We start from the raw sequence: 12,638 nt of genomic DNA, 5'->3' as shown, positions 1-12,638 counted from the left end.
CGCCAAGCTGGGGTTCCAGCGACTTGTCCTTCAAAAACAGTCCGACAATTCCACACATGTCAGCCTCCCGACGTTTTGTAGCTAAGAGATCGTTTGCAACTCTGAAAATGATGTATCGAATGAGGTCCGCAAATTCAATCGTATGAAAAAAATATTCCTCTAATTACCTATGCGTCTCAATGCCGCTCTGCCCACTATCGTTGCCTTGCCGGGCGTTGTGAACCCATTTGGCGGTGCGGATGCGGGCGAGCTTGTAGGCGTCCAGGATCGACAAAGCATAGATCAGGAAGCCGCCGGCGTGACGGCCGACGAAGCTGGCATCGGGCGGCGCGATCTTGGCCGTCACCCATGCCAGGATCACCATGAAGAAAAGGAATTGAAGGCCGCGCACCGGCACGCCCAGAATGACGTGCCCGCTTCCCGGCAGCACGATTGCGGCGCCGAGAACCAGATAGGGATTGGCGGGTGCAGTGGCGGAACTGGTCATGCGGCCTGCCGTTCGCTTTTGTTGATCGCGTCGCGAAGCGCCGACACCGACATCAGCAGCCTTTCGATCAGCGCGGGATCGAGTGCGGCGTCGCCGAATTCGGCCTGCCGGAAAACGCCATAGCGCGCCCGCTCGGCTTCGGCCAGAAGCCAGACGATGCGTATACCCTTGGGCGTGATCAGCAGTTCCTTGGCGCGCCCTTCGGAAAAGATCTCGATATGGCTGGCGATCAGGCCTTGCGGAAAGCGCGCCGCCCTGCGGTCGGTGCGCAGCACCGACTCGGCGGGAAATCCCGGAGCCTTGGGCAGCGTATGCTCGAGATGATCGAAATTGGAGAAGGTCGTCGGCGAGCCCGGCCGCATCATCATGTCGAAGGTGGCTGGTACCGCGACCTCTTCGGTGATCGAAACACTGAGCCAGCGCGCCGGCAGTTTGCGCGTCGCCAGCGTATCGACGATGGTGCGCACCTGGACACGTTTGCTGTTCCAGGATCCTTCCCAGGTGATGACGCCGGCGGTGCCATCCGAAACATTGGCAGCATCGGCGATGATTGTGCGGATGCGGTCCTGCTCGACGGCGAGCGCCATCGATGCCCTGCTGCGGCTGGCACGCGCTTGCCAGGCAAGGTGGAGAACGACAACCAGGACAATGGCCCCGGCCAGCAGTGCTGATGTCAGATCGGACATTTTCTCATGCCAGGCCCGCCCGGGATCCGGACGGGCCTACTCCCATCAATAACCCTGCGGCTTTGGCCACGGCATGGTGAACTGGTCGCCGCGCCGCACGAATTTGTAACGGTAGAAGTGGAACCACAGCGAGATCAGGAAGTAGAAGGCGACCATGGCGATCAGCTGCGAGCCGAAGCCGAGGAAGATGGCGAAGAAGGTCACCACGCACAGGCAGAACAGCACCATGGCCGGGATCGGATGGAAGGGGTGGGTGTAGCCTCGGCGGATCGAGCCCAGCGGCCATTTCTTGCGGAACATGATGATGTTGATGCTCATGAACGTGTATTGCAGCACCCCCGACAGGATCGAAAAGGTGATCGCCTGGTTGAGGTCGGCGATGAAGGCGAAGGCCAGCGCGATCGGCAGCAGGAACAGGATCGAGCGATAGGGCGTGCGATATTTCGGATGCACGGCCGAGAACCATGTCGGCAGATAGCGGTCGCGGCCGAGCGAGAACCAGGCGCGCGCCGCATCGTTGATGCAGCCATTGGCCGACGCCAGCGCGGCGAGCAGCGTGGCGACGAACAACAGGTTCTCGAGCAGCGGGCTGCCGGTCAGCTTGCCGGCGTCCCACAGTGGATAGTAGGTGATGCCGAGATATTCCCAGGGCATCAGGGAGGCGCAGACATACCAGGTCATGGCCGCCGCGATCAAAAGCGTGATCATGCCGGCCATGGTGCCGTAAGGCAGCGAGCGGGCCGGGGAGCGCACTTCCTCGGCGGCCTGTGTGGTGCCTTCGATGCCGAGATAGTACCATATGCCGAACTGGAAGGCGGCGATGACGCCGATCCAGCCATAGGGAAGCGCATTGCCTGGGGTGACCAGTTCGTTCAGCTTCAGCACCGCGCCTTGCGTCCACGGGCTGACCGAAAAGAACAGGATGACGATCGAGATATAGGCGATCGCGGTGATGACGAAGTTGACGTTGAGCGTCATCAGCACGCCGCGATAGTTCAGCCACGCCAGCACGACGATGGTCGCGGCGATGAAGGAATTGTGGGTGAGCCCTTCGACGCCGGCCTTGGCGACGATGGTGTCGCCGAGCAGGATGGCGTCGGACACTTCGAGCATCGTGTAGGCAAAGACCAGGAACAGCGCGACGTTGAACGCCATCAGCGGTCCGACGATGTGCTTTGCCTGCGCATACTGGCCGCCAGCGGCGGCCACGGTCGATGTCACCTCGGAATCGATCATCGCGACCGAGGTGTAGAGCAATCCGACGACCCAGCAGACGATGAGCGCGGCCAGCGCGCCACCCTTGTCCGCCGAGAAATTCCAGCCGGTGAATTCGCCGACCAGGACGATGCCGACGCCGAGCGCCCAGACATGGGCCGGTCCGAGCACGCGCAGGAGTGAAACTCTGTCCCCTTGGACAGCCGGGGCAGCCGGTTCAAGTGCGATCGTCATTGTTCAATCCTCACTCAGATCCGGTGTTTTTCGGAAGTGGCTTCCAGTTCGCCTTCGCGCGACGAGGTCAGCACCTCTTCGGAGAAGGTCGTGTCGACCTTGAACCAGTCGTAAAGCATCCACAAAGCGAGCACGATCGAGATGCCCCAGCATGCGTAAGAGAGTGCCACCCACATGATCGTGTCCCCGAATTAAATCGTCCTCAGAACTCTTACTTGTCGTCGAATTTTTCGTTGATGACGTCGCGATATTCGCGGTCGGATGCGCGAAACAGGAAGACGAAATAGCCTATCAGCACCGCAGCCATTATGATCAGCGTCGGCCAGTCGATGACATAATGGAAGCGGTTCTGGATGATGTCGTGCGCGGTCTCGGGCGTGTAGCCGAGCTTTTCCCAGATCGAGGCCATGGTCGGGTTCTGGCCGAGCGCTTCCCACGTCTTGGCGTCGAGCGCGTCGATGGATTTCGCCGCACCGGCGAGGCCCAGTTTCAGCGGCAGCCACAGCGCCACGAAAATGGCGACGACGACGACGGCGATGTCGAAAACCTGCCCGGCCTTGCTCTGCTCCGGCGGCGTGTAGCGGGACATTTCTTCTACCCCTCAGGACTTGCGGTTGCGGAATGCGTCGGCGTTCTTGATGTCGAGCCCGTAGATGAATTCCTTGTCTTCCTTGTAGTGCTTGACCATCGCCAGGATGGCGGCCGTGTTGAAGATCAGCACGGCGGCGGCGGCGATCGCGACCACGGCCTTGATGCCGCTGTGCGGGATGTAGGGCCATGTCATGAGCAGGACGAAGAGGATCGTCGCCCACAGGCAGACGATCAGGAGCGCAGATCCGCGCACGTCGGAGCGGTACAGCGCTTCGATGCGCTGTTGCATGTCTGACATCGGTTTTCCCCTTTTTCCAACGCCAGGCCCCGAATTGGCCGGCCGCTGCCCTCTTTCAAGAGAGTGAAATTTTTTTCATAAATTCAGTCCGAATCCCGCAATTGTCAAGCGCGATTTACGTGAGGTTAACTGTTTGCTTTGCGCGGTGGATTTTGCCTGACAATGAAATTAATTGCTTATGGGTATTGCGGCGTCCTGGCGTTTGCGATCAATATTCGGTCAAAGCTCCCGCCACTGCGCAGGGGGCAGGGAACAGCAGAGCATTATCGAAACGGAGGACGAGCGGATGACGGCATCCTGGAGATTTTCGACCCTGGCGGATCGCCACCGAGCGCTCGGTTCGAAGCTCGAAGACTGGAGCGGCATGGGAACCGCCTGGACCTACGACAAGGATGCCGACGAGGAGTACATCGCCATCCGCACCAAGGCTGGCCTGATGGATGTCTCCGGCCTCAAGAAGGTGCACATCACCGGGCCGCATGCTTCACACCTGATCGACCTGGCGACGACGCGCGACGTCGAAAAGATCTATCCCGGCAAGTCGGCCTATGCCTGCATGCTGAACGAGGCGGGAAAATTCACCGACGATTGCATCCTCTACCGCACCGGCCCCAATGCCTGGATGGTCGTGCATGGTTCGGGCACCGGCCATGAAGAATTGCAGCGGGCGGCTATGGGCCGCGACGTGTCGCTGCGCTTCGACGACAATCTGCACGATCTTTCGCTGCAGGGGCCAACCGCCGTCGACTATCTGGCCAAGCACGTGCCGGGCATTCGCGACCTCAACTATTTCCATCATATGCAGACGCAACTGTTCGGTTTGCCCGTCATGATCTCGCGCACCGGCTACACCGGCGAGCGCGGCTACGAGATCTTCTGCCGCGGCCAGGATGCCGGCACGATCTGGGACAGGATTCTCGACGAGGGCAAGAGCGCCGGCATCATTCCGTGCCGCTTCACCACCCTCGACATGCTGCGGGTGGAAAGCTACTTGCTGTTCTACCCCTACGACAATTCGCAGAAATACCCGTTCGAGAACGAAGGACCCGGCGACACGCTGTGGGAACTCGGCCTCGACTTCACCGTCAGCCCCGGAAAGACCGGCTTTCGCGGCGCCGAGGAGCATTATCGCCTCAAGGGTAAGGAGCGCTTCAAGATCTACGGCGTTCTGCTCGACGGCAAGGAGCCGGCCGATGAGGGTGCGCTGGTCTATCGCGACGGCAAGAAGGTGGGCGTGGTGACCTGCGCCATGTATTCGCCGCTGGTCGAGAAATCGATGGGCATCGCCCGCCTCGACGTCGACTGCGCGGTCAAGGACACCAAGCTCGAAATCCGCAACAGGAGCGGCGCCATCAAGGCCACCGCCCAGCCATTGCCATTCGACGATCCCAAGAAGACCAAGCGCACGGCGAAAGGTTGAGGCATAGTCGACGGCGAGGGGTTCGAGCAATTCCAGGAAAAGTGTGAAACGGTTTTCCGTCCGGAATTGCGTCAAAGCAAAGAGATAGAGCGGTCCGCCGTTTCTATGAAACGGTGAAGCGCTCGAAGGCACGAAGACTTAAATGGCAGCCAAAAGCATCATCAGCCGGCCTGTTTACGGAACCTTGTCTCCGCAGCCCGCAAGCATCATCTTTTTATCGCGGATGCGGAAGGGGCGCTGGCGATAGCGGAGATGGCCGGGAGGGCGCCGCCCGGGTTTTTCGACGACGCCGACATCGTCTTCATTCCCGGGCCTGACGGCAAACACACCGCAGCCCTCGAAGCGCTGAGACCGGTGCAGTTTCATCTGTCGCCATCCTTCGCCAGCCTGCTGCCACGGCTTAGGCAGACACTGGCAAATGCGCATATGGGCCTGCGCCTCTATCTCGCCGGCACTGAGGGCCTGATCGGCCAGGCGATGCAGGTGGCGCTTGAAGCCGGCATCGACCACACTTCGATCCAGACCGAGCACCGCGGTTCGCTGGCGCGGCGCATGCAATGCGTCCACTGCAAGGGCATCACCGAGAATGTGACGACGCAGCCGGCGACCTGCGCGCATTGCGGCCTGCTGCTTCTGGTGCGCGATCATTATTCCAGGCGCATCGCGGCGTTCCAGGGCGTCTGCATCAACGCCGAGGATCGCAGCGAGATTCCTCCGATGGAGGAGGTTTTCCGATGAGCGCCGGAACAACAAAACTCGATGTCGTGGTCAGCGACGTCGTCCCGGTCAACGACCTCGTCACCCGCTTCCATTTCCGCCGGCGCGACGGCGAGTTGCTGCCGACCTTTTCCGGCGGCGCCCATGTCGTGGTCGAGATGCGCGACGGCGAACGCACCAGGCTCAACCCCTATTCGCTGATGGGCTCGCCGCTCGACACGCGCGAATACACGATCTCGGTGCGCCGCGACGATGTCGGCCGCGGCGGCTCGCTGTTCATGCACCGGAACGTCAAGCCCGGCATGGAGATGGTGGTCAGCTATCCCGTCAATCTGTTCTCGCTCGACCTGCGCGCCAAAAAACATCTGATGCTGGCCGGCGGCATCGGCATCACGCCGTTCATGGCGCAGACCGCTCAGCTTGCGGCGGAAGGCGGCAATTTCGAACTGCACTACACCTGCCGCACCGCATCGCTCGGCACCTATGCCGATGTGCTGCGCGAGCGCTACGACCGACGGGTCAGGCTCTATCATGACGACCTTGACGAGCGCATCGAACTCGACCGGCTGCTGTCGACGCAGCCGCTCGGCACGCATCTCTATGTCTGCGGCCCGGCCGGCATGATCAACTGGGTGCGTGATCGCGCGGCAAGCCTCGGTTGGCCATCGGAAACCGTGCATTTCGAGCATTTCGCGGCCCCCCAGCCTGGCCTGCCTTTCGACGTGACGCTTGCCGTCAGCGGCAAGACGATCCGCGTCGATGAGCAGCAGAGCCTGCTGGAAGCGATCGAAGCGGCCGGCGTCGATCCGCCCTATCTCTGCCGCGGCGGCGTCTGCGGCCAGTGCGAAACCAACGTCATCTCTTGCGACGGCAAGTTCATCCACAACGACCACTGGCTGAGCGAGGAAGAGCACCGTTCGGGCAAGAAGATCATGCCGTGCGTGTCGCGCTTCGAGGGCCGGTCGCTGGTCCTGGAGCGCTAGGAGGAAATCATGGGCATCACCTTTCGCAAGGAAACGTTCCGCGACGACTTCACCTTCAGGAACAGCCCTGAGCACATCAGGCGCTTCCCGTTCCCTTTCCACGAAGACGCCTACATGTATGCGGTCAACATCGAGCCGCATGTCGTCGGGCCGAAAGGCAGCGTGCTGGAAAACCTGATCGACGTCGACGAGCACTATGTCGCCGAGATGCAGGACCGGGCGCTGGTGCTGGCCGAGGACCCGCTGCGCTGCCAGTCGCTGCCGCACATGACGCTGGCCGGCTGGGACCTGCTGGAACTGCTGATGGAGCAGCAGGCGCTGGGCTATCCCGAACATTTCACACTGACCCGCGACGGCGACCGCTGGCGCTGGATCAACCGGCCGCTCGGCATCGACGACACCTTCACCTTCGGCGACACCTCGACGCTGCCTTACGGCCCGATGGAGTACATCACCCGCCAGAGCCAGGGCGACTTCTGCATCCTCGACCAGCGCGACGGCAATCTGTGGATGGATGCCGGCATGGTCACCACCCAAGCCGACTGGTCGCTCGATTTCGACATCGGCATGAACTTTTTCGAATGGCACGCGCCGGTGCCGCTGGCGCATGAGAAGGGGATTTTTGTCAGGGCGCTGAAATTCCTCACCAACATCCAGCAAGGCAAGCCGGCCAGGCGCCTGAACTGGACGATGACCATCAATCCGCGCCTCGACACCAGCCCCGAAAACTATCACAAATGGGGTCCGGACCGGGCTACGGTGACGCCGGAGAATGTCGGCGACAAAGTGCATCTGCGCGTCGAGCTGCAGAGTTTTTGGCGCCTGCCGCGCTCGAACGGCATCGTCTTTCCGATCCGCTGCTATCTGATCAAGATGGATGAGCTGGTGACGCAACCAAAATGGGCCCGGCGCCTGCACCGTGTCATCCGCGACCTGCCCGACGAACTCGGCAACTACAAGGGCCTGACCCGATATAGGTCAACGTTGGTCGAGTGGCTGTCGAAGCTCGACGACGGCAGCCCGACGAGCCCTGGGTTCGGGCCGGATTGAGCGACGCCCGCGAAGCTGCCGATCTCCCCCTCGTGGGGGGAGATCGAGTCCCGCTCAACCCGCGCTCTGCGGATAGCAGATAATCGACAAATACCGCATCGGCAGTTTCGTCAGCTGTTCCGGCCCGTGCGGCGCGTCGGCGTCGAAGAACAGGCTGTCGCCGGGCTTCATCGGGTAGAGATTGCTGCCGTGCCGGTAAACGACCTCGCCCTCGAGCATATAGAGGAATTCCATGCCCTCATGCTGGAAGGTCGGAAACACGTCGGAATCCTCGGTCAGCGTGATCAAATAGGGCTCGACGACGACGCCGCTGGTGTTGGAGCCGATATGGCCGAGCAGATTGTACTGGTGACCGGCGCGCGTGCCGCGGCGCTCGACATCGAGGCCTTGGCCGGCCTTGACGAAAACGGCGCTGCGCTCTTCCTCGAAGCGGCGGAAGAAGGCTGTCACCGGGACGCCGAGCGCCCGCGACAGCGCCTGCAAGGTGGTCAGTGACGGGGAGGTGATGCCATTCTCGATCTTCGACAGCATGCCCAGCGAAATGTCGGTGGCGACCGCCAGATCGGCGACGGTGATGCCGAGCTTCTTGCGGAAGGCGCGCACCTCGCGGCCGATCGCCACCTCCAGCACCTTTTCGCGCGTGTCGCGAATGGCATGCGGGTTCTGCGTCAGCGGCGCGCGGATGGTTTTCCCGTCGGCCGAGACCTTTGGCTGCGGCTTGGCCTTTGCACCGGCTGGACCAGCCTTGGAATCGGAAACCTTCTTCGCCATGTCGCCCCCGGCACTCCTGCGGATTTATTTCACTCTAGGTGAACATGTCAGGTGCCGATACAGCAGCGCAACTGCGACGGCAAGTCGCCTGAAAGCACATGCGCACGATCCGGCGTTTGGCCGCGTCCGGTTTTTTGCGGGAAATCCACATCGGCGGAACGTTGTTTCCGCACCGGGCTGTTGACAGCACGAAAGGGCCAATTACTGTCCCTGTGAGTGAAATTTGTTTCGTAAGAGCAATTCCGGAAAAAGCGCATAGCGCTTTCCCCTTGGGAGTTGCGTCAAGGCAAAAGTCGAAACCAGATCGGGAGGCCTGCCATGAAAAGTCGCGTTGCCGTCATCGGAGCCGGCCCATCCGGCCTGGCACAGCTCAGGGCCTTCAAATCGGCGGCCGACAAGGGCGCCGACATTCCCGAGATCGTCTGCTTCGAAAAGCAGTCGGACTGGGGCGGCCTGTGGAACTACACCTGGCGCACCGGTCTCGACGAGCATGGCGATCCGGTGCACGGTTCCATGTATCGCTATCTCTGGTCGAACGGACCAAAGGAATGCCTGGAATTCGCCGACTATACTTTCGAGGAGCACTTCGGCCGGCCGATCGGCTCCTATCCGCCGCGCGCCGTGCTGTGGGACTACATCAAGGGGCGCGTCGAGAAATCAGGCTTGCGCAAATGGGTGCGCTTCAACAGCCCGGTGCGCATGGTGACGTTTTCGGACGAGACGAAGAAATTCACCGTCACCGCGCATGACCGCACCAACGACGTCACCTACTCGGAAGAGTTCGACAATGTCGTCGTCGCCTCCGGGCATTTCTCGGTACCCAACGTGCCCTATTTCGAGGGTTTCTCCACCTTCAATGGCCGCATCCTGCACAGCCATGATTTCCGCGACGCGATGGAGTTCAAGGGCAAGGATATCCTGATCATCGGCCGCTCCTATTCGGCCGAGGACATCGGCTCGCAATGCTACAAATACGGCGCCAAATCCATCACCTCCAGCTACCGCTCGAAGCCGATGGGTTTCAAATGGCCGGAGAATTGGAAAGAGGTGCCGCTGCTGCAGAAGGTCGTCGGCAAAACCGCGCATTTCAAGGATGGCACGACCAAGGATGTCGACGCCATCATCCTGTGCACCGGGTACCTGCATTCCTTCCCCTTCCTGACCGACGATCTGAAGCTCAAGACAGCCAACCGCATGTGGCCGCTCGATCTCTATGAAGGCGTCGTCTGGGAGAAGAACCCACAGCTTTCCTATATCGGCATGCAGGATCAGTTCTACACCTTCAATATGTTCGACGCGCAGGCCTGGTTTGCCCGCGACGTCATCATGGGCCGCATCAAGCTGCCCTCGGCCGAGGCGATGGCCGCTCACGGCGCGAAGTGGCGCGCGCGTGAGGAAACGCTGGAAGACGCCGAGCAGATGATCTGGTTCCAGGGCGACTACACCAAGGAATTGATGGACCAGACCGATTATCCCGGTTTCGACGTCGAGGCGGTCAACCAGACCTTCATGGAATGGGAACACCACAAGGGCGAAGACATTATGAGCTTCCGCGACCACGCCTACCGCTCGCTGATGACCGGCACCATGGCGCCGCTGCATCATACGCCGTGGCTGCAGGCGCTCGATGATTCGATGGAGAGCTATCTTGAGGTGAAGGGCGTTGCGGCGGAATAACGAGTGGGCGCCGTCAGGCCGGCGCCTCGACCCAACCGTGGCGACTCTCGCCATAGACAGACTGCGTCGGCGCCGGAAATGCCGGGTCTCCGAAGCAGCCGACTGCGACGGCTACCGCCGCCGGTTTTCGTGACGGATACCAGAAGACCGTTGAGCCGCACGTTCCGCAGAAATGAAAGGTGACGGGAAAGCCGCTGTCGGAATCGCGTTGGAATGTCTGGAATGAGCCGCTGATCTCGGTCTCGGCGGCATCGAAGAAAGCGGCGATCCCGAACGGAGTGCCGGTCCGCCGCTGACAGTCCAGGCAATGGCAAAGCGAGACCTTGGCCGGCTCTTGCGGGCAGCGGATCTGCAATTGGCCGCAGGTGCAGTGAGCGATCCGGCCAGTCATCATTCTCTCCTGTATCGGGGCGGCTAATCCTAACCCAGCCTTGCGCGCGCCTTCGCCGTCCAGGCGTTGAACAGCCGGTCGGCGACGATGCCGATGAAGGCGATGGCGAGACCGGCGACGATGCCGCGGCCGGAATCGGCCTTGGACAGCGCGATGAACACTTCCTGGCCGAGATCGCGGGTGCCGACCATGGCGCAGATGATGATCATTGCCAGCGCCATCAGGATCGTCTGGTTGACGCCCAGCATGATTTCCGGCAGCGCCAGCGGCAGTTGCACGCGAAAGAAGGTCTGGCGCGGCGTGCAGCCCGACACCTTGGCCGCCTCGATCAGCGCCGGCGGCACCTGCCTGATGCCGTGATTGGTGTAGCGGATCGCCGGCACCACGGCGAAGGCGATCGTCGCGATCATCGCGGTGACGTCGCCGACCCGAAACAGCATCACCACCGGGATGATGAAGCAGAAGGATGGCAGCACCTGCAGCGTATCGATGACCGGCGTGACGATCTTCTCGAACCGGTCGCTGCGCGAAGCCATCAGCCCGATCGGGATGCCGATCAGGCAGGCGATGAAGGCCGAAATACCGCAGAGATAGACCGTCGCCATGGTCTTTTCCCACAGGCCGGTGATGGCGCAGAAGGCGGTCAGCGCGGCGACGAGGACGGCGAGACGCAGGCCGGAGAGTTGATAGCCGGCAAGGCCGAGCAGGAAGACGGCGCCGAGCCACGGAAAGCCCTCGCAAAAGGCGCGCAGCGGGTTCAGCAGATTGAGGATGAGCGCCACGCGAAACGCTTCGATCGTGTCGAAGAAATTGATGGTCACCCAGTTCACCGCCGCCTTCCACAGCGGCGCCGTGGTGAAAGTGATCGCTTTCGGCACCACTGCCAAGGCCGGCACGAACAGACCGGACAGTGTTGTCACGACAAGGATGGCGATGGCCAGCGTCAGGTTGGGGTAGCGCCGCCAGAGGCTCGGGCTTACCTCCTGATGGACATGGCCCTTTGCTTGGCTGTGCGCGATGGCCTGGCTCAGCCGGTCGAGTGCGATGGCGAGTGCCACAATGGCAAGGCCGGCTTCCATCGCCTCGCCGACCTTCAGCGCGCGTAGCGCCAGGAGCACGTCGTAGCCGAGGCCGCCGGCACCGATCATCGAAGCGATGATCACCATGTTCAGCGCCAGCATGATGACCTGGTTGACGCCGACCATCAATGTCGGCCGCGCCGACGGCAGCAGCACCCGCCACAGTTTCTGCTGCGCCGTGCAGCCGGCCATTTCGCTGAAATCGTCGATCTCCGACGGCACCCGCGATAGGCCGAGCATCGTTGCTCGCACCATCGGCGGGGTGGCGAAGATGGCGGTCGCAATCATCGCCGAGACTGGGCTGTTGCCGAACAGCAGCAGCATTGGGATGAGATAGGCGAAGGTCGGGATCGTCTGCATCAGGTCGAGGGCAGGGGAGACGATGAGCCTTTCGGCCCACGGCTTGCGCCACGCCCAGATGCCGGCGAACAGCCCGGTGACGATGCAGAACGGCACGGCGATGGAGATCAGCCCAAGCGTCAGCATGGCGCTGGTCCATTGGCCGAACAGCGCGATGTAGAGGAAGCAGCCGCCGACCAGCAGGCCGAGTTTTCTGCCGCCGGCGGCATGCCCCGCGATGAAGGCGGCAGCGCAGACGCCGACCCAGGACAGCCGCGGCAGGACATAGGCTTCTGCGCCCCGACCGATCTTGAAATTCTTGGCCAGCAGATTGAGCGCGAAATCGAGCGGAACGCCGAGCACCGCGGTGATCGAGCGGGTGAGCCACGACAGGTTCGACTTGATCCAGCGCATCAGCGCGCTGACCCAATCGGCGACCGGCACGACGGCGCTGGCCGGATAATTGACCGCCCAGGACAGGCGGTCTCGCAACAGGAACACGACAAGCACGGCCGCGAGTGCCACCGCCCAGACGAGCAGCCAGACCTGAACCGGGCGCGACCGTGTTTCGCCGGCGCTTGCCGTCACCGTCATGTGCCGGCTCCGGAACGCTCAATGCCGGCCAGCAGATCGATCACCGTTCGCGGTCGTCAACGGCAGCGGCAAGCCGATCGGCGAGGTGACGCCGCAAGCGGTGATC

At 61.9% G+C, this 12,638-nt stretch carries 13 protein-coding genes and 1 pseudogene; 5 read left to right on the top strand and 9 right to left on the bottom strand.

Going from position 1 to position 12,638, the window contains the following annotated elements:
- Positions 1-163 precede the first annotated feature (163 nt).
- The 6 genes from EN969_RS03750 to EN969_RS03725 are packed head-to-tail and all read right to left on the bottom strand — an operon-like array spanning position 164 to position 3,511.
- Entirely contained in the window at positions 164-487 is a 324-nt protein-coding gene (locus EN969_RS03750; RefSeq protein ID WP_063167617.1) for a hypothetical protein, read from the bottom strand.
- Complete coding sequence (locus tag EN969_RS03745; protein WP_024502593.1) at positions 484-1,173, bottom strand: hypothetical protein; 690 nt, start codon at positions 1,171-1,173, stop codon at positions 484-486. Before EN969_RS03745 ends, EN969_RS03750 begins: the two co-directional genes overlap by 4 nt.
- A 45-nt stretch (positions 1,174-1,218) precedes the next feature.
- The gene (locus EN969_RS03740; protein ID WP_024502594.1) at positions 1,219-2,622 is read right to left on the bottom strand and encodes an amino acid permease; all 1,404 of its coding nucleotides are present in this window, start codon (positions 2,620-2,622) and stop codon (positions 1,219-1,221) included.
- 14 nt (positions 2,623-2,636) lie between these two features.
- Positions 2,637-2,798, bottom strand: coding sequence for a hypothetical protein (locus EN969_RS03735; RefSeq protein ID WP_013532900.1), 162 nt, complete (start codon positions 2,796-2,798; stop codon positions 2,637-2,639).
- A gap of 35 nt (positions 2,799-2,833) precedes the next feature.
- Positions 2,834-3,211 carry a hypothetical protein gene (locus tag EN969_RS03730; protein ID WP_013532899.1) on the bottom strand — a complete coding sequence of 126 codons (378 nt, stop codon included), beginning with the start codon at positions 3,209-3,211 and terminating at the stop codon, positions 2,834-2,836.
- Positions 3,212-3,223: 12 nt separating this feature from the next.
- Positions 3,224-3,511, bottom strand: coding sequence for a hypothetical protein (locus tag EN969_RS03725; protein ID WP_013532898.1), 288 nt, complete (start codon positions 3,509-3,511; stop codon positions 3,224-3,226).
- 286 nt (positions 3,512-3,797) lie between these two features.
- Between EN969_RS03725 and EN969_RS03720 the strand changes: the two genes are divergently transcribed.
- The 4 genes and pseudogenes from EN969_RS03720 (at position 3,798) to EN969_RS03705 (ending at position 7,681) form a co-directional block, all read left to right on the top strand.
- Positions 3,798-4,931 (top strand): aminomethyltransferase family protein, encoded by a 1,134-nt coding sequence (locus tag EN969_RS03720; RefSeq protein WP_063167618.1) that lies wholly within the window; start codon positions 3,798-3,800, stop codon positions 4,929-4,931.
- Positions 4,932-5,073: 142 nt separating this feature from the next.
- Positions 5,074-5,669, top strand: a pseudogene (locus tag EN969_RS03715) (dimethylamine monooxygenase subunit DmmA family protein).
- Positions 5,666-6,631: a PDR/VanB family oxidoreductase gene (locus EN969_RS03710; protein ID WP_063167620.1), complete on the top strand. Its 966-nt coding sequence runs from the start codon at positions 5,666-5,668 to the stop codon at positions 6,629-6,631. Before EN969_RS03715 ends, EN969_RS03710 begins: the two are co-directional and overlap by 4 nt.
- 9 nt (positions 6,632-6,640) lie before the next feature.
- The gene (locus EN969_RS03705) at positions 6,641-7,681 is read left to right on the top strand and encodes a DUF3445 domain-containing protein (RefSeq protein ID WP_063167621.1); all 1,041 of its coding nucleotides are present in this window, start codon (positions 6,641-6,643) and stop codon (positions 7,679-7,681) included.
- A 54-nt stretch (positions 7,682-7,735) separates the two neighbouring features.
- Here the strand turns inward: EN969_RS03705 and EN969_RS03700 are convergent, their stop codons facing one another.
- A complete protein-coding gene (locus EN969_RS03700; protein WP_013532893.1) occupies positions 7,736-8,452 on the bottom strand; it encodes an XRE family transcriptional regulator in 717 nt (238 codons plus the stop codon).
- A 318-nt stretch (positions 8,453-8,770) separates the two neighbouring features.
- Between EN969_RS03700 and EN969_RS03695 the strand changes: the two genes are divergently transcribed.
- Positions 8,771-10,129, top strand: a complete 1,359-nt coding sequence (locus tag EN969_RS03695; RefSeq protein ID WP_013532892.1) for an NAD(P)/FAD-dependent oxidoreductase — start codon at positions 8,771-8,773, stop codon at positions 10,127-10,129.
- Between the two features lie 13 nt (positions 10,130-10,142).
- Here EN969_RS03695 and EN969_RS03690 read toward each other — a convergent pair whose 3' ends face one another.
- Both EN969_RS03690 and EN969_RS03685 read right to left on the bottom strand, forming a co-directional pair.
- Positions 10,143-10,520, bottom strand: a complete 378-nt coding sequence (locus EN969_RS03690) for a GFA family protein (RefSeq protein ID WP_063167622.1) — start codon at positions 10,518-10,520, stop codon at positions 10,143-10,145.
- A gap of 29 nt (positions 10,521-10,549) precedes the next feature.
- On the bottom strand, positions 10,550-12,532 hold the full coding sequence (locus EN969_RS03685) for an ABC transporter permease subunit (protein ID WP_063167623.1): 1,983 nt from the start codon (positions 12,530-12,532) through the stop codon (positions 10,550-10,552).
- Positions 12,533-12,638 lie beyond the last annotated feature (106 nt).

It is taken from the genome of Mesorhizobium sp. M7A.F.Ca.CA.003.01.2.1, from assembly GCF_003998945.1.
Lineage (GTDB): Bacteria > Pseudomonadota > Alphaproteobacteria > Rhizobiales > Rhizobiaceae > Mesorhizobium > Mesorhizobium ciceri.
Note: the sequence above shows the minus strand (reverse complement) of the source record. Positions and strands in the feature narration are given on the sequence as shown.